Origin of the sequence: Mesorhizobium sp. M1338, from assembly GCF_040318045.1 — a bacterium.
GTDB lineage: Bacteria > Pseudomonadota > Alphaproteobacteria > Rhizobiales > Rhizobiaceae > Mesorhizobium.
Genome location: NZ_JAMYLL010000028.1, coordinates 19,912 through 44,390 on the forward strand (window position 1 = coordinate 19,912; position 24,479 = coordinate 44,390).

Annotated in this window: 24 protein-coding genes and 1 riboswitch; of the genes, 9 read left to right on the forward strand and 15 right to left on the reverse strand. The window is 65.4% G+C overall.

Translation table 11 applies throughout. The annotated features are described in order from the left end of the window. Positions 1-49 precede the first annotated feature (49 nt). From cobT to cbiE, 7 genes are read right to left on the reverse strand one after another with little or no spacing between them, the layout of a single operon-like run. Entirely contained in the window at positions 50-1,060 is a 1,011-nt protein-coding gene (cobT, locus tag NKH19_RS21895; RefSeq protein WP_352870939.1) for a nicotinate-nucleotide--dimethylbenzimidazole phosphoribosyltransferase, read from the reverse strand. A gap of 40 nt (positions 1,061-1,100) precedes the next feature. Continuing rightward, positions 1,101-1,877, reverse strand: coding sequence for an adenosylcobinamide-GDP ribazoletransferase (cobS, locus tag NKH19_RS21900; RefSeq protein WP_352870940.1), 777 nt, complete (start codon positions 1,875-1,877; stop codon positions 1,101-1,103). 3 nt (positions 1,878-1,880) lie between these two features. After that, entirely contained in the window at positions 1,881-3,194 is a 1,314-nt protein-coding gene (locus NKH19_RS21905) for a cobyrinic acid a,c-diamide synthase CobB (RefSeq protein WP_352870942.1), read from the reverse strand. After that, positions 3,191-4,009, reverse strand: a complete 819-nt coding sequence (cobA, locus tag NKH19_RS21910) for a uroporphyrinogen-III C-methyltransferase (RefSeq protein ID WP_352870944.1) — start codon at positions 4,007-4,009, stop codon at positions 3,191-3,193. The genes NKH19_RS21905 and cobA overlap by 4 nt, the downstream gene beginning before the upstream one ends. Further along, positions 4,006-4,770 (reverse strand): precorrin-4 C(11)-methyltransferase, encoded by a 765-nt coding sequence (gene cobM, locus NKH19_RS21915; protein WP_352870945.1) that lies wholly within the window; start codon positions 4,768-4,770, stop codon positions 4,006-4,008. Before cobM ends, cobA begins: the two co-directional genes overlap by 4 nt. Next, complete coding sequence (locus NKH19_RS21920; protein WP_352870947.1) at positions 4,767-5,153, reverse strand: cobalamin biosynthesis protein; 387 nt, start codon at positions 5,151-5,153, stop codon at positions 4,767-4,769. Before NKH19_RS21920 ends, cobM begins: the two co-directional genes overlap by 4 nt. Further along, positions 5,150-6,379 (reverse strand): precorrin-6y C5,15-methyltransferase (decarboxylating) subunit CbiE, encoded by a 1,230-nt coding sequence (gene cbiE / locus NKH19_RS21925; RefSeq protein WP_352870948.1) that lies wholly within the window; start codon positions 6,377-6,379, stop codon positions 5,150-5,152. The genes NKH19_RS21920 and cbiE overlap by 4 nt, the downstream gene beginning before the upstream one ends. Positions 6,380-6,533: 154 nt before the next feature. Between cbiE and NKH19_RS21930 the strand changes: the two genes are divergently transcribed. Continuing rightward, positions 6,534-7,313, forward strand: coding sequence for a cobalt-precorrin-6A reductase (locus NKH19_RS21930; protein ID WP_352870949.1), 780 nt, complete (start codon positions 6,534-6,536; stop codon positions 7,311-7,313). Here NKH19_RS21930 and NKH19_RS21935 read toward each other — a convergent pair. The 8 genes from NKH19_RS21935 to NKH19_RS21970 all read right to left on the reverse strand — a co-directional run bounded on the left by NKH19_RS21935 (position 7,277) and on the right by NKH19_RS21970 (position 17,537). Beyond that, entirely contained in the window at positions 7,277-8,041 is a 765-nt protein-coding gene (locus NKH19_RS21935) for a precorrin-3B C(17)-methyltransferase (protein WP_352870950.1), read from the reverse strand. The genes NKH19_RS21930 and NKH19_RS21935 overlap by 37 nt on opposite strands. Then, positions 8,038-8,796 carry a precorrin-2 C(20)-methyltransferase gene (locus tag NKH19_RS21940; RefSeq protein WP_352870952.1) on the reverse strand — a complete coding sequence of 253 codons (759 nt, stop codon included), beginning with the start codon at positions 8,794-8,796 and terminating at the stop codon, positions 8,038-8,040. The genes NKH19_RS21935 and NKH19_RS21940 overlap by 4 nt, the downstream gene beginning before the upstream one ends. Beyond that, positions 8,793-9,425 carry a precorrin-8X methylmutase gene (locus NKH19_RS21945; protein WP_352870953.1) on the reverse strand — a complete coding sequence of 211 codons (633 nt, stop codon included), beginning with the start codon at positions 9,423-9,425 and terminating at the stop codon, positions 8,793-8,795. Before NKH19_RS21945 ends, NKH19_RS21940 begins: the two co-directional genes overlap by 4 nt. A 2-nt stretch (positions 9,426-9,427) precedes the next feature. After that, positions 9,428-10,942 carry a precorrin-3B synthase gene (cobG, locus tag NKH19_RS21950; RefSeq protein ID WP_502910999.1) on the reverse strand — a complete coding sequence of 505 codons (1,515 nt, stop codon included), beginning with the start codon at positions 10,940-10,942 and terminating at the stop codon, positions 9,428-9,430. Continuing rightward, entirely contained in the window at positions 10,939-14,577 is a 3,639-nt protein-coding gene (locus NKH19_RS21955; RefSeq protein ID WP_352982790.1) for a cobaltochelatase subunit CobN, read from the reverse strand. Before NKH19_RS21955 ends, cobG begins: the two co-directional genes overlap by 4 nt. Positions 14,578-14,595: 18 nt before the next feature. Further along, complete coding sequence (cobW, locus tag NKH19_RS21960; RefSeq protein ID WP_352870956.1) at positions 14,596-15,633, reverse strand: cobalamin biosynthesis protein CobW; 1,038 nt, start codon at positions 15,631-15,633, stop codon at positions 14,596-14,598. Beyond that, positions 15,630-16,064, reverse strand: a complete 435-nt coding sequence (locus tag NKH19_RS21965) for a DUF1636 family protein (protein ID WP_352870958.1) — start codon at positions 16,062-16,064, stop codon at positions 15,630-15,632. The genes cobW and NKH19_RS21965 overlap by 4 nt, the downstream gene beginning before the upstream one ends. 38 nt (positions 16,065-16,102) lie before the next feature. Beyond that, a riboswitch (cobalamin riboswitch) is annotated at positions 16,103-16,306 on the reverse strand. A gap of 31 nt (positions 16,307-16,337) precedes the next feature. Then, positions 16,338-17,537 carry a winged helix-turn-helix domain-containing protein gene (locus tag NKH19_RS21970; protein ID WP_352870960.1) on the reverse strand — a complete coding sequence of 400 codons (1,200 nt, stop codon included), beginning with the start codon at positions 17,535-17,537 and terminating at the stop codon, positions 16,338-16,340. Between the two features lie 319 nt (positions 17,538-17,856). On the opposite strand from NKH19_RS21970, the gene NKH19_RS21975 reads away from it, so the two are divergent. From NKH19_RS21975 to NKH19_RS22010, 8 genes are all read left to right on the forward strand, one after another. Beyond that, the gene (locus NKH19_RS21975) at positions 17,857-18,222 is read left to right on the forward strand and encodes an NADH-quinone oxidoreductase subunit A (protein ID WP_010910112.1); all 366 of its coding nucleotides are present in this window, start codon (positions 17,857-17,859) and stop codon (positions 18,220-18,222) included. Further along, positions 18,213-18,794, forward strand: a complete 582-nt coding sequence (locus NKH19_RS21980) for a NuoB/complex I 20 kDa subunit family protein (protein WP_352870961.1) — start codon at positions 18,213-18,215, stop codon at positions 18,792-18,794. Before NKH19_RS21975 ends, NKH19_RS21980 begins: the two co-directional genes overlap by 10 nt. A gap of 4 nt (positions 18,795-18,798) precedes the next feature. Then, positions 18,799-19,401, forward strand: coding sequence for an NADH-quinone oxidoreductase subunit C (locus NKH19_RS21985; protein WP_352870962.1), 603 nt, complete (start codon positions 18,799-18,801; stop codon positions 19,399-19,401). A gap of 28 nt (positions 19,402-19,429) precedes the next feature. Next, positions 19,430-19,819, forward strand: coding sequence for a four helix bundle protein (locus NKH19_RS21990; protein ID WP_352870963.1), 390 nt, complete (start codon positions 19,430-19,432; stop codon positions 19,817-19,819). A 48-nt stretch (positions 19,820-19,867) separates the two neighbouring features. Further along, positions 19,868-21,058: an NADH-quinone oxidoreductase subunit D gene (locus NKH19_RS21995; protein WP_352870964.1), complete on the forward strand. Its 1,191-nt coding sequence runs from the start codon at positions 19,868-19,870 to the stop codon at positions 21,056-21,058. Beyond that, complete coding sequence (locus NKH19_RS22000; RefSeq protein ID WP_352870965.1) at positions 21,058-22,347, forward strand: NADH-quinone oxidoreductase subunit E; 1,290 nt, start codon at positions 21,058-21,060, stop codon at positions 22,345-22,347. Before NKH19_RS21995 ends, NKH19_RS22000 begins: the two co-directional genes overlap by 1 nt. Before the next feature lie 10 nt (positions 22,348-22,357). Then, positions 22,358-23,662, forward strand: coding sequence for an NADH-quinone oxidoreductase subunit NuoF (gene nuoF, locus NKH19_RS22005; RefSeq protein WP_352870966.1), 1,305 nt, complete (start codon positions 22,358-22,360; stop codon positions 23,660-23,662). Positions 23,663-23,785: 123 nt separating this feature from the next. After that, on the forward strand, positions 23,786-24,478 hold the full coding sequence (locus NKH19_RS22010; RefSeq protein WP_352870968.1) for a helix-hairpin-helix domain-containing protein: 693 nt from the start codon (positions 23,786-23,788) through the stop codon (positions 24,476-24,478). Position 24,479: the final 1 nt, after the last annotated feature.

Sequence of the window (24,479 nt, forward strand, 5' to 3'; positions counted from 1 at the left end):
CGCCCGAGGCGGCAAAACGTTCCCGGAGCAGGTGCGGCGAAATCCGCGCCTACTTCTCCGACACGCCAGCCTCGGCAAAACTTGCCATGCGGGCATGGCATTCCAGTGCCGAGCGGACGATGTTGACGGCGAGGCAGGCGCCCGAGCCTTCGCCAAGCCGCATGCCGAGATCGAGCAGCGGCGGCAGGTTGAGGGCTTCGAGCAGGCCGCGATGGCCTGACTCAGCCGAAACGTGCGCGGCGATCGTGTGGGCGAGGCCTGCCGGGTGCAGCCTGGCCAGCGGGGCCGCGGCTGCGGTGCAGACGAAGCCGTCGAGCAGCACGGGTATGCGCAGATGGCGGGCGGCCAGCGTCGCGCCGAAGATGGCGGCCAGTTCACGGCCACCGAGTGCGGCAGCGACAGCAAGCGGATCGGCAAGGGCGGCGGCGTGACGCTTCAGGCCGGCTTCGATGGCGACCACCTTGCGCTTCAGGCCGGCGTCGTCGACGCCGGTGCCGCGTCCGGTCCATATTTCCGCACCACCGCCGAACAGCGCCGCTGAAATAGCGGCGGCCGGCGTGGTGTTGCCGATCCCCATTTCGCCGAAGCAGACGAGGTCGAGGTCTTTCGTCACCGCGTCGTAGCCGGCCGACACGGCGGCGAGGAAGGCTTTCTCATCCATCGCCGGCGTTTGGGTGAAGTCGCCGGTCGGATGGTCGAGATCGAGCGGAATGACGTCGAGTTCGGCGCCAGCCATGCGGGCAAGCTGGTTGATGGCGGCACCGCCACCGGCGAAGTTCGCCACCATCTGCACGGTGACCTCGGATGGATAAGCCGACACGCCTTGCGCGGTGACGCCATGGTTGCCGGCGAAGACGAAGACTTTTACGCGGTCGAGCTTCGGCATGTCGCGGCCCTGCCAGCGCGCCAGCCATGCGGCGATGGTCTCCAGCCGGCCGAGGCTGCCTTGCGGCTTGGTCAGTGTGTCCTGGCGGCGCGCGACCGCATTGGCCGCGACATCGCTGCCAGCCGGCAGGTCGAGGCAAGCGGCGCGCAATTCATCGAGTGATTTGAAGGGCATGGGGGCAAAATCTCCAAAAGAGAATCAGGTCAAAGGGGAATCAGGAAAGGGCTACTGAAGCGACGAGAAGCACCGCGATTTCGCCCGCCTGCTGCAAGGCGCCGATCGTGTCGCCGGTCTGGCCACCGATCTGGTTGAGGCAAAGGGCGCGGAACGCGGCAAACAAAAGGCCAAGGAGGATGAGCGCAAGAACGGCGCCTCCCAGCCCAAGCAGGAGCAGCGGGATCGCGCCGAGCACGGCGCTGGCTGTTGCCGTTTCCTGCGAGACGGTGCCGGCATCGGCCGAGAGGCCGTCGATCCGCGCCGGGGGCAAGAGATGCATGAAGGTGCCAAGCATACCGCGTGAGGCCGCATGCGCAGCCACGAGGGCGAAGAGCGCCTGTGTGGGGTCGACGAATTCCGAAAGTGTGCTCCAGCGGATCAGCAGCGACAGAGCCAGCGCCGCGGCACCATAGGCGCCGATGCGGCTGTCGCGCATGATCTCGAGTTTCTTGCCGCGCGACTTGCCGCCACCAAAGCCGTCGGCGACGTCGGACAGCCCATCTTCATGCAGGCAGCCGGTGGTGAGCAGGGTAGCCACCAGGGCAAGGGCGGCCGCCGGCCCTATGGCAAGGCCAAACCGTTCCGCCGTGGCAAAGACGATGGCGCCGATCAGGCCGACGACGAAGCCGGCGACAGGTGCGGCCCAGATCGCCGCGGCAAGGCTGCGGCCGCGAAAATCGAAGGCAGGCAGCGGCAGCCTGGTGAAAAAGACCAGGCAAAGTGCGATGTCGTCGACGACCTGCCGGGGCGACAGACTGATGTTCTTCAGCTTCATGCTCTAGCCCCTCGCAATGGCGTGGAAGAAGGTGCCGCTGACATGGCCGCGCCGATAGCCTGAGGCGCCGATCGGATTGCCTTGGCCGTCGGCTAGGTCGGCCAGCGGCTCGTCATTGGCTGTCGCCGTCATCTGCGCATAGTGGAACTCGTGGCCACGGATCAGCGCGTCAGTTGGGCCCAGCGGGCAATCGGCACGCAGCCGCGCTTCGCGATAGCCGAGGTTCATCTTGCGCTTGGCGAAGCTGGTGGAATGGCCGAGCAGGCCGAGCATCGCATGCGTTTCGCCGGAGACGTCCTCCAGCGCTTCGCCAAGCACCATGAAGCCGCCGCACTCGCCATGGATGGGCTTCGTCGCGGCAAAACGCTCCATCCCGGCGCGGAAAGTCGCCGCGGCTGCGAGCCGGCCGGCGTGAAGCTCGGGATAGCCGCCGGGTAGCCAGCAGATGTCGCAATCCTCATCGGGTGCTTCGTCGGCGAGCGGCGAGAACGGGACGATTTCGGCACCCGCCTTGCGCCAGTAAGCGGCGACATGCGGATAGAGGAAGGTGAAGGCGGCATCCTCGGCCAGCGCGATGCGTTGACCGGGCGGTGCCAGCGCGTCGTCGAAGCCGCCAGGCGCCGGGGTGAAGGGTGTCGCCAGGGCCATGATCGCATCGAGGTCCAGCGACCTTTCCGCCATGTCGGCCAGCCGGTCGAGATGCGCCATCAGGTCGTCATATTCGCCGGCCTGGACGAGGCCGAGATGGCGCTCGGGCAGGTTCAGCGTGGGGTCGCGCAGGATAGCGCCGACGACCGGCAGGCCGATCGCCTCGATAGCGTCGCCTGACAGCCGGCGGTGCCGCTCGCTGCCCAGCCGGTTGAGCACGACGCCGGCCATGCGCACATCCGGATCATAGGTGGCAAAACCCTTGGCGACGGCGGCCGCCGTGGTCGACTGGCCGGACACGTCGAGCACCAGCAACACCGGCAGGCCGTAGAGCCGCGCCAGGTCGGCTGCCGAACCGCTGCGCCCCGGCGAGGCCGGAATGCCGTCGAACAGGCCCATGGCGCTTTCAAGGATGACGAAATCGGTGTCGTCGGCTGCTTGCGCGGCAAGCGCATTGAGCAGCGACGGCGGCATCGCCCAGCTGTCGAGATTGACGCCGGAAAGCCCGGTGGCTGCGGTGTGGAAGCCGGGGTCGATATAGTCGGGGCCGGATTTGGCGCCGCGCACTTTCAGGCCGCGCCGGGTCAACGCGCGCAGGATGCCGATGGTGACGCTGGTCTTGCCGGAGCCAGAGCGCGGCGCGCCGATGATGATCGCGCGAGCCGTCATGCGTTCCCCGCCAGTGCCGCGCGCATGGCGACGATGCCGCCGACGACGATCAGCGCCGGCGAGGCAAGGCCGGCGGCGGCGGCTTCCTCGGCAATTGTGGACAGCGTGGCGACGACGGTCCGCTCCTGCGGTGTCGTTGCGGCGACAATCACCGCCGCCGGCGTCGACGGGGCCAGCCCGCCATCGAGCAGCGCTGCGGCGATCAGCGGCAGATTGGCCATGCCCATATAGACGACGACAGGCTGGCCGGTGCGGGCGATTGCCGCCCAGTCGAGATCGTCATCGGTGCCGGCGGCGTGGCCGGTGGCCAGGATCACGGCCTTGTTGATGCCGCGCATGGTGGCCGGGATGCCGGTCGCGGCCAGCGCGCTGAGCCCCGACGTCAGGCCGGGCAGGACGCGGAACGGGATAGCTTCTCGCGCGAGCGCCAAGGCCTCTTCGCCGCCACGGCCGAAAATATAGGGGTCGCCGCCCTTCAGCCTGACGACGCGGCGGCCGTCGCGCGCCAGCCGCACCAAAAGGGCGGTGATGTCGTCCTGTTTCATCGACGGTTTTCCGCCGCGCTTGCCAGCAAAGAAGAGCTCGGCATTTTCGGCAACGGCGACGACATCCGATGACACCAGCGCGTCGTAGACCAGCGCATCCGCCTCGGCCAACGCCGCCAGTACTTCCAGCGTCAGGCAGCCGGGGTCGCCGGGGCCGGCGCCGGCCAGCCAGACCTGGCCTGGCTCGAGCCGGCGCGGCTTGAAATTCAGCCGCGACAAAGCTTTTTCGAGCGTGGCATTCTCGCCGGTATTTTTAGTGCTGCCGCTCACAATCCGTCCCGCCCGCGAAAACGCCGCTGGTAATGGGCGTCGTACAATGAACTGTCGCCAAAATCTTCCGCCGCCAGCGAGCGTCCGACGAAGATGATCGCCGTGCGCTCCATCGGGTCGACGGCCAGCAGCGCCTCGATGGTCGCCAGCGTGCCGGTCAGCACGCGTTCGTCCGGCCAGGAGGCGCGGAAGACGATCGCCACCGGGCAATCGCCGCCATAATGTGGGGTCAGCTCGGCGACGACGCGATCGATGGCGTGGATGGCAAGATGAATGGCGAGCGTGGCGCCGGTGCGGCCGAAGCCGGCCAGCGTTTCGCCGGGCGGCATTTTCGACGCGCGCCCGGAAATGCGGGTCAGCACCAGGCTTTGCGCGACCTCGGGAATGGTCAGTTCGCGGCGAAGTGCGGCGGCGGCGGCGGCGAAGGACGGGACGCCCGGCGTCAGCGTGTAGGGGATGCCATGCTTTTCCAGCCGGCGGATCTGCTCGGCCACGGCGCTCCATACCGACAGGTCGCCGGAATGCAGCCGGGCGACATCATGGCCGGCGTTATGAGCGTCCAGAAATGCGACCTCGATCTCGTCGAGTGACATCGGCGCGGTGTCGATCAGTTTTGTCCCAGGCGCGCAGTGCTGCAAAAGCTCGGGCGCGACGATCGAACCGGCATGGAGGCAGACCGGGCAGCTTGCCAGCAGCCTTGCGCCCCGCAGCGTGATGAGGTCGGCGGCGCCTGGACCGGCGCCGATGAAATGGACGGTCATGGCGCGTCTCCGCTGATGGCGATGGCGCAAGTGACCGGGCCGAGCACCGTGCGGGGGCCGAGCAGTTTTGCACCGGCGCCGGCGACGGCAAGGGCTGATGCCTCGGAAACCGATGGCGTGCCGGCCAGATCCTGCGAGAGGTCGGAACGGCTGAGCGTGTCCCGCGAGGCGGCCTGGAGCGCTGAGTCATCGACGACAATGACCGGAAGACGCAGCGCGCGGCCAGCGGAAGGGATGGCTTCTTCATCCTTCTTCAGCGCGGCGGTCGCCAGCGCCGAAAGCGCTGTCATCGCCAGCCCATGCGCTTCCAGAGCGGTTTCTATCGCCGCAAGCACGTCCTCGACACTCACGCCCTTTCGGCTGCCGATGCCCGCGACCATCATGGCTTCACCCAGCTCCATTGGGTGACCGGCATGGCCGGCCGCCAGGCCTGCATCGAGCCGACGGGCGAAGCGCGGGATATGGCGATCCGGGTAAGGTCGCCGCCGAGCGAGACATGGCGGGCGAGAAGCAGGGTTTCCATCTCCAGCGTCACCGCATTGGCCACAAGACGACCGCCGGCGCGCAGGGCCTTGATGGCGGCGTTCAACACGCCGGCATCGCTGCCGCCGCCGCCGATGAAGATCGCGTCAGGCATGTCGAGCCTGGCAAGCGCCTTGGGTGCGCTGCCTTGCACCACGACAAGGCCGGGAACGCCACAGGCGGTGGCGTTGCGGCCAATGCGGGCGGCGCGGATCGGGTCGGCCTCGATGGCGATGGCGCGCATCGAGGGGTGGGCCAGCATCCACTCGATGCCGATGGAACCGGACCCGGCGCCGATGTCCCACAGCAATTCGCCACGTCTCGGCGCCAGAGCCGACAGGGTGACGGCACGGATTTCGCGCTTGGTGATCTGGCCGTCATGGTCGAACAGATGATCGGCAAGGCCTGATGTGAGCGGCAGCACGCGCGCTTGCGGGCTAGAATCAATCTCGATGGCCAGCACGTTGAGTGGATTGATATTTTCGAGGTCGAAGGCGTCGGCGCGGGCCGTGCGCCGATTCTCGTTTGGCCCGCCCAGCGCCTCCAGGACAGTCAGCCGCGACGCGCCGAAGTCGAGTTCGGTGAGCAGGCGAGCGATTGCCGCGGGTGCTTCGGCATCCGAGGTCAGCGCCAGGATGCGCGCGTTCGGCTGCAACAGCGGGCGGATCAGGTCGAGCGGCCTGCCATGCAGCGAGACGGTATCGATATCCTGCAGCGCCCAGCCAAGCCGCGCGGCCGCCAGCGAAACGGCCGATGGCGCGGGAATGACATGCATCTCCCGGGGCTTGACCTTGCGGGCGAGAGTGGCGCCGACGCCGTGGAAAAAAGGGTCGCCGGAGGCGAGCACGCAGACGTTCTTGCCGGCAAGCGCCAGCACGTCGGCCATCTCGGCATCGAATGGAACCGGCCAAGGGCGCGCCTCGCCCTTGGCGAAGGAAGCGACAAGCGCCAGGTGCCGCTTGCCGCCGAAGATGACTTCCGCTTGGGCAATCCGCTGCTTGGCCTCGTCGCCGAGACCCGCTAAACCGTCCTCGCCGATACCGACGATGGTGAGCCATTTGGGTGTTGGCTGCTCGTTTTTTGACATGCCGCGCCGCCCCTCATCCGCCTGCCGGCACCTTCTCCCCGTATAGTGACGGGGAGAAGGGGGAAGCTCCGACGCTGACGCCTCCCTCTCCCCGTTCTTCACGGGGAGAGGATAAGGGTGAGAGGCAGCGCCGACGCGATTCAATGTGGTGCCTATGAAGAAAGTTCTGATCCTTGGCGGCACCACCGAAGCCCGGCAGTTGGCCGGAAAACTGGCCGCGCGCGCCGATTGCTCGGTCACGCTGTCGCTGGCTGGGCGCACCGAGAGCCCGGTTGCGCAGGGCGTGCCTGTACGAAGCGGAGGCTTTGGCGGTGCCGATGGGCTGGCCGCCTATCTCCGGGAGACGGGCGTCGACCTGATGATCGACGCCACGCATCCCTATGCGGCGCAAATCTCCGCCAACGCCGCGCAAGCCGCGCACGTGGCTGGGGTGCCGATCCTTGCCCTGCGGCGCCCGGGCTGGGAGATTGTCGAGGGCGACCGCTGGACGCTGGTAGATACGTCTGGCGACGCCGCGCAGGCGCTTGGACCGGCGCCGCGCCGCGTTTTCCTGGCGCTGGGCCGGCAAGAGGTCGCGGCCTTCGAAGCAGCACCCCAGCACCACTATCTCATCCGTAGTGTCGACCCGGTCGAGCCGAGGCTGGCGGTACCGGATGCGAACTATCTTCTGGCCCGAGGGCCATTCCGGGAGATGGATGAACGCGCTCTGCTCGAAGAGCATCGCATCGATGTCATCGTGTCCAAGAACAGCGGCGGTGAGGCGACCTATGGCAAGATCGCCGCGGCGCGGGCGCTTGGCATCGAGGTGATCATGATCCGACGACCTGATCTGCCGGATGTGCCTTCGGCTGAAACCGTCGAAGCGCTGGCCGCCATTGTTGATCAATTTGGGGTCGATCATTTTGTCGAGCCCGCTGCCGAACGGGGCGTGTAGACCAGCGCCGGTTTCTCCGCGCGCTTGATGATCCTGGTTTCCGGCGAGCCGATGATGATGCAGGTGGCCATGTCGGCCTTTTGCGCGTCGACGTCCGCCAGCAGATAGACCTCGATGCGCTCGTCCGGGCGGCCGGCGGCGCGGCCGAAAATCACCGGCGTGGTGCCAGGCAGGATCGCGGTCAGGCATTCAAAGGCGCGGCCGAGCTGCCAGGGGCGCGCCTTGCTGATCGGATTGTAGAGCGCGATGACGAAGCCGGCGCCGGCCGCCGCCAGCAGGCGCAGCTCGATCAGTTCCCACGGCTTCAGATTATCGGACAGCGAGATGGCACAGAAATCATGGCCGAGCGGCGCCCCGATGCGGGCGGCAACGGCAAGCATGGCGGTGATGCCGGGCACGACGGCGACATCGACCGTGCGCCATTCGGCCGGGCCGGCCTCGATCGCCTCGCAGACGGCCGCCGCCATGGCGAACACGCCGGGATCGCCGCCGGAAACTACGGCTACATCATGGCCCTCGGCCGCTTTCATCAGCGCGTCCTTGGAGCGGGCAAGTTCCTCGCGATTGTCGGAAGCGACGCGGGTCTGGTCCTGGCGCAGTTCCAGCCGATCGAGATAGGGTTTGTAGCCATAAAAGAATTTGGCCTCGGCGACGGCACGGCTGGCTTCCGGCGTGACCTGATCGGCATTGCCAGGCCCGAGGCCGATGACGGTGAGACGGCCGCTCATGCCTGGGCTCCCAGGACGCCGGGCCGGCCGGACCAGCCGGCGACCAGCACGATGGCGAAATAGGGGGCCTTGTCGTCCTGTTTGTCGGCAAGCTTCATCGAGACGCTGCCGGCCATGGTGCCACGCTCGATATAGACGGCGCGCGCCAGCTTGCCGGTGGCTTCCAGCGCCCGCCTGATCTTGGGCAGGTTACGGCCGACCTTCATGATGACGGCGGCATCGGTGTCGGCCAGCCGGCGCGTCAGCTCGAACTCGCTCATCGTGCCCGGCAGCACGGTCAGTACGTCATCGCCCTGGACGATCGGAACACCAGTCTGCGACCAGCAGCCGGACATCGCGGTGATTCCGGGAATGACTTCTGTGGGGAATCGATGGGCGAGCCGCACATGCAGATGCATGTAGGAGCCATAGAACAGCGGGTCGCCTTCCGACAGTACCGCAACCATCCTGCCTGCGTGGAGATGTTCGGCGACCCTCTCGGCGGACTCCTCGTAGAAGGCCGTGATCTGCGACCGGTAGTCGTCGTGATCCTTGTCGATTTCGGTGGTGACAGGGTAGAGCAACGGCAGTTCCGTCATTTCAGGCCGGAACTGGGCCTCGACGATGGCGCGCGCGTTGCTGTTGTTGCCGCGCTTGGCGAAATACGCCACGACATCGGCCTCGGCCAGAGCCCGCGCGGCCTTCAGCGTCAGGAGCTCGGGGTCACCGGGACCGGTGCCGACGCCAACAAGACGACCTTTGACAAGTGCGTTCACAGGCCAGGCCTCGCCAACGAATTGAGCGCGGCGGCGGTCATGGCGCTGCCGCCAAGCCGGCCGCGCACGATGGCATAGGGCACGCCGTAGGAATTCTCCGCCAATGCATCCTTGGATTCGGCCGCGCCAACGAAGCCGACCGGCATGCCGATGATGGCCGCCGGCTTCGGCGCGCCGTCGCGCAACTTCTCCAGCAGATAGAACAGCGCGGTCGGCGCATTGCCGATGGCGACCACCGAACCGGCCATGCGTTCGCCCCACAAATCGATCGCTGCGGCCGAACGGGTGTTGCCGATCTCCCTGGCGATGTCGTGCGTGCGCGGGTCGCGCAAGGTACAGATCACCTCGTTGCCGGCCGGCAGCCTGGCGCGGGTGACGCCATGCGAGACCATCTCAGCGTCGCAGAAGATCGGTGCGCCAGCCGCCAGAGCGGTGCGCGCGGCGGCGACGAAATCGGTGGAGAACACGAAATGACTTGATGCTTCGACCTGACCGCAGGCATGGATCATGCGGATGGCGACATCGGCCTCGGCTTCGGAGAAGCGCGAGAGATCTGCCTCGGCGCGGATGATGGCAAACGAGCGCTCGTAGATCGCCGTGCCGTCATGGATGTAGTCGTAGGCGGCCATGCTCATTCCTGTTGGTAAGTTCGGGCCTGTCGGTAAGCCTCGGCGATACCGTCTGGCCCGAGCCTTGTCAGGCAAGCGGCGGCGGTTTCGCCTTGATATCGTTCGCTGCGGATCATTGCCGCGACGCGGCCGATGCCACGCGCGGCGTCATAGCCCGGCCTGTAGCCGGCAGGAAGACCCTTCGCCGTCGCGTTCACGACAAGTCCGGCTCCGTTTTCGCCGCCGACCACCGTCAGTGCCGTCGGGCCGGGGTGGGCGCAGCCCTTGGCACAGCCGGAAATGTGCAGCGTGAAGTCGAGAATGTCGGCGTTTTCGGCGGCGATCGTCTCGGCGATGTCGCGCGTGGCGATCCGGCCGGAACCGCAGGCCGGCGTGCCGGGACAAGCGGCAATGCGCGTGCGCGGGTCGGTGGGAGAGGTGACGAAGCCGAGGGTGGCGGCCATGTGCTGGAGAGATTGGCTGGCGGCCGCCGGTTGGCCCAGGAGAAGCAAGGCGCGGCCGGGGGCGAGGCGGATTTCGGTTGTGCCGAGGGTGAGGGCGTTTTGGGCGAGGCCGATGATCTTGTCCGCCGGCATGCTGCCGTAGGGGAGAGCGATGCCGAGGGCGATGGCATGGCCGCTCAAAGGGAAAAGCCCGATGGGTCGGAGATCCTTCACACCCCCCTCTGTCCTGCCGGACATCTCCCCCACAAGGGGGGAGATCGGCAGTTCCAGCGCCGGCACTCCTTTTGCAGCCTCAGCGATTCGCACAACGTTGGTGATTGGCGAAATCATTGACGACAGCGCAATCTCCCCCCTTGCGGGGGAGATGTCCGGCAGGACAGAGGGGGGTGTGAAGGAATGCCAACCTGCGAGAGAAGCCAACTGCCTCTCCGACAAATCCCTCCCATGAGCCTCGCGGCCTTTCTCGGCAACCATCCTCAGCGTAGCCACAGCGATATCGCGCGCAGCATCGTCTTCTACGATGACGAGCGGCTTCGCGTTCTGCCCATCACCCGCGACAGACACCCGCCACCGAACTCCGGCATCGATGCGCACCGCCTTCAGCCTGATATCGGCGGTCACCGAATCCAGCCCAAGCTGCCCAGCCCCATCCACGACAACCGAAACCTTCGGGCCGAGCCGTTCCGTCAGCCCGGCCTCTTCGACCGCTGCCCTGATCCGTTCCGCCAAAGGCCGCGGATCGGCGATCTCCTGAGGATCGATGCCGGCAAGCGGCCCGGTCTCGACCGGCACACCGGTGCGCACCGCAATGCCCAGCGCATCGACCTCCGTTGCCAGCAACGCGGCGCTTTCCGCCGTCAGCCCGCGTATCTGCAGGCTGCCGCGCGCTGTCACTTCCATGATGCCGTTGCCATGACGCAAAGCGGATTGGGCAAGTTCGATCAAAAGCTTCGGCGACAATCCTCCGGAAGATGGGCCTCCAGCGACCGAGTTGAGCCGCACCAGCAGGCCATCGCCGGTCTGCATGGGCGCTGCCAGAGCCGGGCAGGCGCCGCGACGCGAGAAGGCGTTCATGCCGCCACCCCAAGCGCTTCCGCCTCGGCAATCAGGGCCGTGAGATCGTCGTCTATGGAATTGCGCAAGGGATGCCAGAGGCCCCGCCGGCGCGCCGACAGGAAGCGCTCGGCGATGACTTTTGCGGCGGCGGGGTTCTCGCGCAGGATGAAGGCGCGAACAGCCGGATCGCCCAGATAGGCGTCATGCACGGCTTCGATCAGCGTTCCCGATATGGCATGCGTGGTTTCGGCAAAGCCGACCAGCCGGTCGACCGTTTCGGCGAATTCGGAGGCGCCGCGCGGGCCGTGGCGCATCTGGCCTGATATGAAGCGCGGATTGACGGCGCGGGCGCGAACCACCCGCGATACGGCCTCGCTGACCGAGCGGGGCTTCGGCTTTTGCGGGTCCGTGGTGTCGAGCACGATGACGTCGGCATTCCTGCCGAGCGCCGCAAGGGCGGCCGAAAACCCGCCGATGAAGGCGACATCGGCGGAGCCTTCGAGAATGTCGCGGCCGGGGTCGTCGCCGGTGTGGACGAGAAGATCGGCCTCGGCGATGCGGCCCTCGAAGGCGCCGGGCGCCGAGATGCCTTCGCCCTCCGCGCCTCCATAGGCATGCGATGTGGCGTCGAGATAGGCGCGGCCGATCTCCTCGCGTGCCGCCCAGTCGCCGCTCGACAGCAGATCCTCGACGCCGGCGCCATAGGTGCCGGGCGAGGTGCCGAAGATGCGCGGGCTGATTCTGCCATCGGCACGGGTTTTGGCCGCGAGCGGGTTTTCAGAATCCTCCTCGTCGCGCGCGGCAACCGCGTTGGCGGCGGCATCGATCAGCGCGATCTGCGTCGGGAACATGTCGCGGAACAGGCCGGAGATACGCCAGGTGACGTCGACGCGCGGCCTTCCGAGGGCAGCCGGCGGCAGCACCTCGATGCCGGTGATGCGGCCGGTCGCCGAGTCCCACTGTGGCCGGCAGCCCATCAGTGCCAGGCCTTGCGCGATCTCCTCGCCGCCAGTGCGCAGCGATGCCGAGCCCCAGAGGTCGATGACCAGCGAGCGCGGCCAGTCGCCATGCGACTGCATGTAGCCGCGCACGACTTCCTCCGCCGCCGCCTTGCCCAGATCATAAGCGGTCGGCGTCGGCATGGTGCGTGGGTCCGACGTGAACAAATTACGGCCGGTGGGCAGCACATCGGAGCGCCCCCGCGCGGGCGCTCCGGCCGGACCGGCCTTGACGTGGCGGCCATCGAGCGCCGCTAGCAGCGCCATCTTCTCGGCTTGCGCGCTTTGGCGGCGCATGGCGTCGGGCTCGTCCTCGGGGGCGCGGCCATAGATATGCAGCCCATCCTTGATAGCGAAATCCTTGAGGTCGCAGAGCCAGGCGTCGATGCGGCGCAGCGCCTCGTCCGGCGCGTCGGTCCTGGCGACGCCGGCTTCGGAGGCGAGGCCGGTCTTTTGCGCGGTGTCGACGATAAGCTTGGCCAGACGGTCGCGGCGGCGGCGGTCGAGCCCGTCGGCCTGGGCGTATTCGTCGACCAGCCTTTCCAGCTTGTGCTGGTCTTCATCCAAGCCGGCACCGGTCAGCGGCGGCGGCAGATGGCCAAGCGTGACGGCGGCGATGCGCCGCTTGGCCTGTGCCGCTTCGCCGGGGTTGGAGACGATGAACGGATAGATCACGGGCAGGGGACCGGTGACGATCTCGGGAAAGCAGTTTTCCGAGAGCGCAACTGTCTTGCCAGGCAGCCATTCCAGCGTGCCATGGGCGCCGACATGGACCAGCGCATGAACGCCGAGCGATTTGCGCAGCCACAGACCGAAGGCGATCAGTGCATGGCGCGGCGGTAGTGTCGGGTCGTGGTAATCGGCGCGACGGTCGGCTGAACGGCCGCGGTCTGGGGCAAGTGCAACGGTGACGTTGCCGAAGGTTGCGGCGCGGAAGGAGAATTTGGCAGAGGTGTGCGCTTGAACACCCCCCTCTGTCCTGCCGGACATCTCCCCCGCAAGGGGGGAGATTGAGCTGTCACTGCTGCTTTCGCCAACTACGAACGTCGCAGAATGAGCGACGGCGGCGGAACTGCCAATCTCCCCCCTTGCGGGGGAGATGTCCGGCAGGACAGAGGGGGGTGCCTCGCGCAAACCTGTCTCGCCTTCAGCCTTGCCCCAAGCGGCTTCTACGGCTGTGATTGCCTCGGCGGGCAACTCTTTTGAGAACCCAACATAGTCTTCCAGCCCCAGCCCTTCGCCGCTCCGCGCCAGCAGCCCCAGCAACCCACGCGGCGTCTCCGGAATCCCCTCAACACCATAACCCTGCTCCCTCAGATCATGCAGCATGGCCAGCACGCTGGATGGCACGTCGAGGCCAACGGCATAGCCGGTGCGGCCCGGGGCACTGGGATAGTCCGGAATCAGAATGGCCAGCTTGCGCGTCGCGCGGGGCGTCTCCCGTAGGCGGATAAAGGCCGCTACACGATCAGCCACCTGCGCCACGCGATCCGCTTCCGGCCGGTTGGCGAAGGCGCGGTGGCCGAGTGCCGGGTCGACCTCGCTCTCGCCCTTGAAGGAAATGGCGCCGGCGAGGATGCGGCCGTCGAGTTCGGGCAGCACGACATGCATGGCAAGGTCGGCGGGCGCCAGGCCGCGCTGGTTGTTCTGCCAGATGTCGCGGCGGGTGGTGGCGACGATAACCTGGAAGACAGGCACGCCTGCTCTGTCGAAAAGGGTTTCGACGCCAGGTTCGGCACCGGAGGCGAAAGCGGTCGCGGTGATGATTGCCGCGGGCTTCAATGCGGCGAGCGCGGTCTCGACAAAGGCGAGGGACGCCGGGTCCTTGAGGCTGGAGACGAAGATGGGGACCGGGTTAATGCCGCGCTGCCGCAGCGCATCAAAAAGGGAGTCGATCGGCGCGACATCGGCGGCGAGCAGCATCGAGCGGTAGAACAGGATCGGCACGACCTTTCCCTCCCCCTCGAGGGGAGGGTGGCCCAAAGGGCCGGGTGGAGTCGGTACGACCGGACTCGACGTCTCTTTAAGTTGGCGCGTCTCGGAGAGGACCCCACCCCCGGCCTGCGGCCGGACCCTCCCCTCGAGGGGGAGGGGGACGACGCCGCGTTCGGGGTCGTAGTAACCGGCTTTCGGCACTGCGACCGGCTCTGCTACGTCCGCATCAGACCCCGCCAACCTTGCCAGCCTCCGCATCAGCGCGCTCATATTCGCCGGGCCGCCCTCGCGGAAATAGTCGAGCAGGCCGTCGAGTTCTTCGCGCGGCAGCGTCGAGGCTTCGATCAGGCGCAGATCCTCGTCGCGGCATTCGCCGGGCAGCAGCGCCAGTTTTATGCCGCGCTCGCGGGCGGTCGAGGCAAGCTGGTCGCAGCCATAGCGCCACCAGTCGTAGCCGCCGAGGATGCGGACGAGGATGATTTTGGCGTGGCGGGCGACGCTATCGACCCAGAGGTCAACGGACATGGGATGGCGCAGATCACGCAGGGCGGCCAGCCGCATCGAGGGCAGGCGGCCGGCATCGGCCTTCCACGCGGCCGCAAGGCCTGCAAGATCGCTGTCGGTGAAGGACAGGGCCACGATATCCGCCGGCATCTGCCGCAGATCGACCGGCTCGGCGAGGTCGTCGAGCGAGGCGGATGTCGTGGTTAGGATGTGCATCGCGACCCGTGTCCGAAATCAGCCGGCGAGTATACGCTCGATAGCCGGGCGGTTCAGCCCCTTGAGGCCAATGACGACGAGGCGCGAGCGGCGGTCGTCCGTGGCGGTCCAGGCGCGGTCATAATAGTGGTTGACGCGCGGCCCGACGGCCTGCAGCAGCAGCCGCATCGGCTTGCCGCCGACCTCGACGAAGCCCTTTATGCGCAGCACGTTCTCTTCCTCGGCGGCGGTGGCGACGCGCTTTGCCAGTTCATCGGGATTGGCGATCGAGGCAATGTCGACGATGAACGTGTCGAAGTCGTCATGCTCATGGTCGAATGCGCCGTCGTGATGGGACTTGCGGTTTTCGATGTCATCCTCGACGGCCAGACCGAGGCCGAGCAGCACCGAGGGATCGACCTTGCCGTGCGACGTCGGCACGATCTTCACCGCGCGAGCGGAGTGTTCGTTGATGATGGCATTGGCGCGGGCGGTGCCGGCTGCGTCCATCAGGTCGCTCTTCGACAGGATGATCAGGTCGGCGCAGGCGATCTGGTGCTCGAACACCTCCTCGACCGGATCGTCGTGATCGAGCGTCTCATCCTGGGTGCGCTGCGCCTGCAAGGCATCCATGTCGTTGGCGACGCGGCCGTCGGCCAGCGCCGGGCCGTCGACCACGGCGATCACACCATCGACGGTGACGCGGCTCTTCACGCTTGGCCACTGGAAAGCCTGGACCAGCGGCTTGGGCAGCGCCAGGCCCGAGGTCTCGATCAGGATGTGGTCGATCCTCGGCGTCAGCGCCAGGATCTGGTCGAGCGCCGGGACGAAGTCGTCGGCGACGGTGCAGCAGATGCAGCCATTGGCCAGTTCGACGATGTTTTCCTCCGGGCAGGTATCGATGCCACAGCCCTTAAGGATCTCGCCATCGATGCCGATGTCGCCGAATTCGTTGACGATGATGGCAATACGCTTGCCGCCGGCGTTTTCCAGGAGATGGCGGACCAGCGTCGTCTTGCCGGCGCCGAGAAAGCCGGTGACGACGGTGCAGGGAACACGGGAGACGGAAACGGTCATTTCAAGTCCTTCAGCATGTCGAGGGGAGGGATGCGGGCAACGAGGCCGCGCTTCAGGCTGTCGGGACGGCCGCGCCACGGGATCAGGCCGTCGGTCGAGGTGGCGAAGAGCTTGGCGCCGGTAACGAGGTCGGCGCCGCTGGTCGCGGTCAGGTCACCGAAGACATAGCTCCAGCAGCCGTCGCGCAGGATGGCGGCGCTGAGACGTCGCTTGCAATTGCCGAGGCATTCAACGCCGCGGACACGAATGTTGTCGCCAGATGCGGCGCGGCGCGTGTCGTCCGCCAGCAGTTCGCCAGCGCGAGGATGGGCGTCGGAGCCGGTCTCGTCGCGACAGGAGGCGCAGACGATCACGGTGACGCCGGCCAACGCATCATCGTGCCCGGACGAAACATCCGCTGTGCCAGCCGAAAAACTGCTGTCGTGGTCCAAAGATCGGCTCCTTGCCCGGAAACCCGCCGGGCGATCGGATTCTAAAGTCGCGGACGGCAGGTCTCCTGGCTCGCGGGTCATCGCCTTGGTAGCCGCCTTCCCGGGACCATCCCAGTGGCTTTCGGCCTTGGCTCTTCGCTTACAGTTGCGGGGACAGCCGCGGATTTGGGACAGATATCCCTCACCGCATTCCCTCTTGGCTCCTCTCGTTGAAGAGAAGAGACCGTCTCGACCGGGATTTAGGCTTTTGCGGGTAGCGGTGTCAACGCGAGCTTACGACACGGTTAGGTCGGCCAACGCCGGACCCAAGTCACCGGCGGACGTCACTTCGATGTGTTCGAGGCCGAGCCAGCCCTGCATCTGCTTCAATTCCTCGAACAGTTCGACGGCGGTCCGCGGCGGCGCGTTGGGCTCGGCGTAGGCGGCGTGGACGCGCAGCACGCCGGCCGGCCGGTCGGCCTTGAGATCGACGCGCGCCACGATCCTGTCGCCGAGCAGGAACGGCAGGACGTAATAGCCGTATTGTCGCTTGTCGGCCGGCGTGTAGATCTCGATGCGGTAGTGGAAGTCGAAGAGACGCTCGGTGCGCGACCGCTCGAAGACGACCGGATCGAACGGCGCCAGCAAGGCTCGGGCCTCGACCTTGCGCGGCAGGCGAGCGTCCCGGTGAAGATAAGCCGGCTTGTCCCAGCCTTCGACACGCACCGGCAAAAGCTCGCCTGTTTCGACCAGTTCCTCCAGCCGGCCCTTCATGTCCGCCGGCGACAGCCGAAAGTAGTCGCGCAAATCGCCTGATGTCGCGATGCCGTGGGCGCGGGCCGAAATGCGCAGCAATTCGCGGTGCGCGTCCTCGGCGGCCGGCACCGGCAGATCGAGGATCGCCTGCGGCAGCACACGCTCGGGCAGATCATAGAAGCGTTCGAAACCGCGACGGTGCGCAGTGGTGATGCGCCCGGCCCAGAACAGCCATTCGAAGGCATGCTTGGAGTGGCTCCAGCCCCACCAGCCGCCCGAGCCCTTCTGGCCTTCGAGCGCGGAAGCGGCGATCGGGCCGCGATCGGCGACCTGGCGGTAGATCTCTTCGATATAGGCGGCATGTTCGCGGCCCCATTTGGCGAGGCCCAGATACATCTCATCGCCGCGCTCGGCCCGTTCCATGCGCCAGCGCATCAGCGGGTATGTCTCGACCGGCAGGAAGGAAGCCTCGTGCGCCCAGTATTCGAACACCGTGCGCTTGCGCGTCACAGCCGCGTTGTCGAGCAGAGCGAGCGGGTAGGGGCCAAGGCGCGAATAGAGTGGCATATAATGGGCGCGCACCACCGCGCTGACGGAATCGATCTGCAGCAGGCCGGTGCGGGCCAGTACCCGGGCGAAGTGCCGGCGGTTCGGGGTGCCGATTGGGCGGGGATCGAGAAACCCTTGGGCGGCAAGCGCGATGCGCCGGGCCATGGGGAGCGAAATCTTTTCCTTCATGCAGGCGTCACTCTGAGGGCGATTGAGGGGTGATTCCGGCCGATGCTAGCAGGGTTTTGGCGGCAACCATGTCAGGAGAGAAAAGTGGAGTAAAAAGCGAAGGAAATCAAACAAGAGGGGATCGGACCAGTTTGCCGCGATATGCCGTCCAGGTCGGTGTTTTGAACAAGGTTTGACTTGCTTCGCTGGAAGTGCTGCGCTAACCCTCGCCGCGTTGCAGCATAGGCCCTTAAAACGGTTCAGCGGTTAAACTGTCACGCTTCCGCATTAGGGTCCGGTGCTGTAATCAACGTGGATTGGCGCCAACGGAAAGCCGAGCATGAACGCACTCTTGAGCTCATACCTGCCCATCGTCCTGTTCATCGGCGTGGCGCTGGTTGTCGGCCTGGCGCTGCTGGCCGCGCCCTTCCTGGTGGCCTACCGCAATCCCGATCCCGAAAAGCTCTCCGCCTACGAGTGCGGTTTCAACTCGTTCGATGACGCCCGCATGAAATTCGACATCCGCTTCTACCTGGTGTCGATCCTGTTCATCATCTTCGACCTGGAAGTGGCCTTCCTGTTTCCGTGGGCTGTGTCGTTCTCGAAGATCGGCATGCTCGGCTTCTGGTCGATGATGGTGTTTTTGGCGGTGCTGACCATCGGCTTTGCCTATGAATGGAAAAAAGGAGCGCTGGAATGGGATTGAACGATAGTTCAGGCACCCTCGTCGCGCCGAAGCCCAAAGGTATCATCGATCCTAATACCGGCCAGCCGGTAGGGGCGGACGATCCCTTCTTCCTCGAGATCAACAATGAGCTGGCCGACAAGGGCTTTCTCGTCACCTCGACCGAGGCACTGATCACGTGGGCGCGCAGCGGTTCGCTGATGTTCATGACCTTCGGTCTTGCCTGCTGCGCGGTCGAGATGATCCACACTTCGATGCCGCGCTATGACAGCGAGCGCTTCGGTGTCGCGCCGCGCGCGTCTCCGCGCCAGTCCGACATCATGATCGTTGCCGGCACACTGACCAACAAGATGGCGCCGGCGCTGCGCAAGGTCTACGACCAGATGCCCGAGCCGCGCTACGTCATCTCGATGGGCTCCTGCGCCAATGGCGGCGGCTACTACCACTATTCCTATTCGGTGGTGCGCGGCTGCGACCGCATCGTGCCGGTCGACATTTATGTGCCCGGCTGCCCGCCGAGCGCCGAAGCGCTGCTTTACGGCATTCTTCTCTTGCAGAAGAAGATCCGCCGCACCGGCACGATCGAACGGTAAATCCATGACCGCATCCCTGAGTGAACTGTCGACCTATCTCGGCGAGAAGCTGATCGACCGCGTGAATGACGCTGATATCGCCTATGGCGAGCTTACCATTCACGTCGAGCCGCGCGATCTGGTCGAGGTGATGACCTTCCTGCGCGACGATGCGCGCTGCCAGTTCATCTCGATCATCGACGTCTGCGGCGCCGACTATCCGTCGCGGGCCAAGCGCTTCGACGTCGTCTACCATCTCTTGTCGCCGAAGCAGAACGTACGCATCCGCGTCAAGGTGCAGGCCGACGAGGAAACCATGGTGCCGTCGATCACCGGCGTGTTCCCCGGCGCCGACTGGTTCGAGCGCGAGGCCTACGATCTCTACGGCGTGCTATTCTCCGGCCATCCCGATCTGCGCCGCCTGTTGACCGATTACGGTTTCGAAGGCCATCCGCTGCGCAAGGATTTCCCGCTGACCGGCTTTGTCGAAGTGCGCTATGACGACGAAGCCAAGCGCGTCATCTACGAGCCTGTGGAATTGAAGCAGGAATTCAGGAACTTTGACTTTTTGAGCCCATGGGAGGGAACTGATTACGTTCTTCCCGGGGACGAAAAAGCGAAGCAGTGAATGGTGAATGGTGAATAGTCAATGGTGAATGGACAAGACGCCGGAAGCTATACGCGATTATCGCGATCTCATCGTCTGGAAAGAGGCGATGGATATCGCCGAGGAAATCTATGTTTTGACGCGCGGGTTTCCGCGCGAGGAATTGTATGGAATCACATCCCAGATGCGACGCTGCGCAGTCTCAATCCCGGCGAATATAGCGGAAGGGTTTGGTCGCGCACAGCGACGAACGTTCATTCAGTTTCTTCGCATCGCACAAGGTTCCTTGAAGGAACTGGAAACACATACCATGCTTTGCATACGGATCGGGTTGTTGTCCCAGGAGCAGGCAGCGAAGCTGGAACCGAGCTACACAAAGCTCGGCAAGAGGCTGGTTTCGTTCGTTCGGTCGCTGGACCAGGATGGGGCACGCGCATGACCATTCACCATTCACCATTCACCATTCACTCATCGCCAAGGGCGATCCATGGCTGAGACCTCCGTCCGCAATTTTAACATCAACTTTGGACCTCAACACCCTGCAGCGCATGGTGTTTTGAGGTTGGTTCTCGAACTTGACGGCGAAGTCGTCGACCGCGTCGATCCGCATATCGGGCTCTTGCATCGCGGCACGGAAAAGCTGATCGAGGCCAAGACCTATCTGCAGGCGATCCCCTATCTGGACCGGCTCGACTATTGCGCGCCGATGAACCAGGAGCACGCCTTCGCGCTGGCCGCTGAGCGCCTGCTCGGCATCGACGTGCCAAAGCGCGGGCAGCTGATCCGCGTGCTCTATTGCGAAATCGGCCGCATCATGTCGCACATCCTCAATGTGACGACGCAGGCGATGGATGTCGGTGCGCTGACGCCGCCGCTGTGGGGGTTTGTCGAGCGCGAAAAGCTGATGGTGTTCTATGAGCGCGCCTCCGGCTCGCGCATGCATGCCGCCTATTTCCGTCCCGGCGGTGTCCACCAGGACCTGCCGCAAAAGCTGGTCGAGGATATCGGCAAGTGGATCGACCCGTTCCTCAAGTCGATCGACGACCTCGATCAGTTGCTGACCGGCAACCGCATCTTCAAGCAGCGCAATGTCGATATCGGCATCGTCACATTGGCCGACGCCTGGGCCTGGGGCTTTTCCGGCGTCATGGTGCGCGGCTCGGGCGCGCCCTGGGACCTGCGCAAGTCGCAACCCTATGAGTGCTATTCGGAAATGGATTTCGACATCCCGATCGGCAAGAATGGTGACTGCTTCGACCGTTACCTCGTGCGCATGGAAGAGATGCGCCAGTCGGCGAAGATCATGCGCCAGTGCGTCGATCTTCTGCTCGGCAAGGAAAGCGCCGGCCCGGTGTCGAACCTCGACGGCAAGGTGGTGCCGCCCAAGCGCCAGGCGATGAAGCGCTCGATGGAAGCGCTGATCCATCACTTCAAGCTCTACACCGAGGGTTATCGCGTGCCGGCCGGCGAGGTCTATGCGGCGGTCGAGGCGCCGAAGGGCGAATTCGGCGTCTATCTGGTCTCCGACGGCTCCAACAAGCCCTACCGCTGCAAGCTGCGCGCGCCTGGTTTTGCGCATCTGCAAGCGATGGATTTCCTCTGTCGTGGCCACATGCTGGCCGACGTCACCGCCGTTCTCGGCTCCCTCGACATCGTGTTTGGTGAGGTCGATCGCTAATGTCAGTCCGCCGTCTCGCAGAAGCCAGCGTCCAGCCAGTCTCCTTCGCCTTCAACCGGGCGAACGCGGCAGCGGCGAAGCAATGGATCAAGAAGTACCCGAAGGGCCGCGAACAGTCGGCCATCATTCCATTGCTGATGATAGCACAGGAGCAGGAAGGCTGGGTGACCAAGGCGGCGATCGAGACGATTTCCGACATGCTCGGCATGCCCCGGATCCGCGGGCTCGAGGTCGCGACCTTCTACACGCAGTACCAGCTGAATCCGGTCGGTACCCGCGCGCATATCCAGGTCTGCGGCACAACGCCCTGCATGCTGCGCGGCTCGGAAGCGCTGATGGATGTCTGCCGGTCGAAGATCCACCACGACCAGTTCCACACCAACGACAAGGGCACCTTGTCGTGGGAAGAGGTCGAATGCCTCGGCGCCTGCGTCAACGCGCCGATGGTGATGATCTTCAAGGACACTTTCGAAGACCTCACTCCGGAACGGCTGGCCGAGATCATCGATCTCTACGGCGCCGGCAAGGGCGCCTCGGTGCCAACGGGGCCGCAGAACGGCCGCACCGGCTCGGAGCCGGCCTCCGGCCTCACAACCTTGAAGAGTGAAAAGGCGATCCTCAAGTCGACCCGCGACAGGGAAGCCAAGGCCGCGACCAAGGCCGCCCAGGCGGCGCCTGATGCGATCATCGCCACGGTCGCACCAATAGCGGCTGCCGCTCCGGTTGGGCCTTCGAAGGCCAGCAAGCCGAAAACCGATGCGCCGGAGACCAGCCCTGCGCTGAAATCGCCTTCGCCGGTCAAGGTGGCGCCGGCCGTTGAAAAGGCGGCGAGCGTTTCGGCACCGTTGCATTCGGCCGCCAATGCCAACAAGGCGGACCCCGAGGTCGAGCAGGTTTCCAAGCAGCGCAGTGGCCCCAAGAACAAGGCCGAGCCGGCTTCTGCCTTCAAATCGCCGGAAGTCAAGGTGCCAGCCGCGAAGGCGGCCAAGCCGGCCAAACCGTCGCTCGAGGACAAGAACCGTCCGGCCGGTATCGACAGGCCGGCGCTGGTCGATGACCTCAAGCTGATTTCCGGCGTCGGGCCGAAGATCGAAGGCATCCTGCATTCGCTGGGCATCTTCACCTTCGCCCAGGTCGCTTCGTTGAAGAAAGCGGAGCGCGAGTGGGTGGACGGCTATCTCTCCTTCCAGGGCCGCATCGACCGCGACGACTGGGTCAAGCAGGCCAAGGCGCTCGCCAAGGGCGGCGTCGCCGAATACATCCGCGTCTTCGGCAAGAAGCCGGTCTGAGGGACGAAAAATGCTTCAGGACAAAGACCGCATCTTCACCAACATCTACGGCCTGTTCGACAAGTCGCTGGCCGGCGCGATGGCGCGCGGCGCTTGGGACAACACGCCCGGCATCGTCGCCAAGGGACGCGACTGGATCGTCAACGAGATGAAGGCGTCGGGCCTGCGCGGCCGCGGCGGCGCCGGTTTCCCGACGGGCCTCAAATGGTCGTTCATGCCCAAGCAGAGCGACGGCCGGCCGAGCTATCTGGTCATCAACGCCGATGAATCCGAGCCCGGCACCTGCAAGGACCGCGACATCCTGCGCAATGACCCGCACACGCTGGTCGAGGGCGCATTCCTCGCCGGCTTCGCCATGGGCGCGATCGCCGCCTACATCTATGTACGCGGCGAGTTCGTCCGTGAGCGCGAGGCGCTGCAGCGGGCGATCGACGAGGCCTATGAGGCCAAGCTGATCGGCAAGAACAACACCTCCGGCTATGATTTCGAAATCTACATGCACCATGGCGCCGGCGCCTATATCTGCGGCGAGGAGACAGCACTCCTCGAAAGCCTCGAGGGCAAGAAGGGCCAGCCCAGGCTGAAGCCGCCATTCCCCGCCAATGTCGGCCTCTATGGCTGCCCGACCACTGTCAACAATGTCGAATCGATCGCCGTTGCGCCGACCATCCTGCGCCGCGGTGCAGCCTGGTTCTCGTCCTTCGGGCGGCCCAACAATGTCGGCACCAAGCTGTTTTGCATCTCCGGCCACGTCAACAATCCGTGCACGGTCGAAGAGGCGATGTCGATCCCGTTCCGCGAACTGATCGAGACGCATTGCGGCGGTATTCGCGGCGGCTGGGACAATCTTTTGGCGGTCATCCCGGGCGGTGCTTCGGTGCCGCTGGTGCCGGCAGCGCAGATCATCGACACATCGATGGACTTCGACGCATTGCGCGACCTTAAATCCGGCCTCGGCACGGCGGCTGTCATCGTCATGGACAAGTCGACCGATATCGTGAAGGCGATCGCGCGGCTTTCCTATTTCTACAAGCATGAGAGCTGCGGCCAGTGCACGCCGTGCCGCGAAGGCACCGGCTGGATGTGGCGGGTGATGGAGCGACTGGTGCGCGGCGAGGCGCAGAAGCGCGAGATCGACATGCTGCTCGACGTGACCAAGCAGGTGGAGGGCCACACGATCTGCGCGCTGGGCGACGCGGCGGCATGGCCGATCCAGGGCCTGATGCGGCATTTCCGCGGCGAGGTGGAGCGGCGCATCGACGAGTTTTCCCGCAACGCGCACCGGGCAGAACCGGTGATGGTAGCGGCCGAATAGAAGATTTTGAATGCGGGCGAAAGCCCGAAGCGAGATACGGGCGAAGGCCCGATTTGAAATACGGGCGAGTGCCCGATTTGAGACAACCGGGGCGGGCGAACGAAAAACGACCAGGAGAACTCTATGGCGCCGTATTCGACACCCAATCCAATGCCCAATTTGGACCAGTTCGAGAAAATGAACCAGGATCTGACCAGGATGATGCCGAAAGAGATGGCCAGCGCCGTCAACCTTTTCGTGCATCCCGTGGCGGGTGCGGCGGCGATGTCGGCGCTTGGCCTCGGGTTCGCCAATCACGCGTTCGGCGTCTGGCTGGGCGCGCTTTCGGGAGCGGCCGAAGCCTCGCAACGGTTGCTGCAGCCGATCGTCGATGATTTCGAGGCGCGCGTCGCGCGGTTCGACGATCCGAGCCCGTCCTCCACCAAGGCGCGCGCGACGGCGAAAACCATGATCGCCGAGGCGCAGTCCTTTGCCCAGGAAGTCACCGATATTGCCGCGAAGGAAGCCGTATCTGCAGTGCCGGCGGCGAATGCCGTCCCGGCGGCCGGCGACGCCGCCGATGTGCTGATGCCAGAGGATTTCAGGCAGCCCAGGGCGATGGAAAAGCCGGCGAAACCGGCGGATCTCAAGGCCATATCGGGTATCGGTCCCAAGCTGGAAAAGGTTCTCAACGGCCTGGGCATCTGGACGTATGACCAGATCGCGGCATGGACGCCGCAAGAGGTTGCCTGGGTCGAGGACTATCTGTCGCTCGGCGGCCGTATCGGCCGCGACGACTGGACGGCCCAAGCGGCGGCGCTCGCCGTCAAGAATTGAA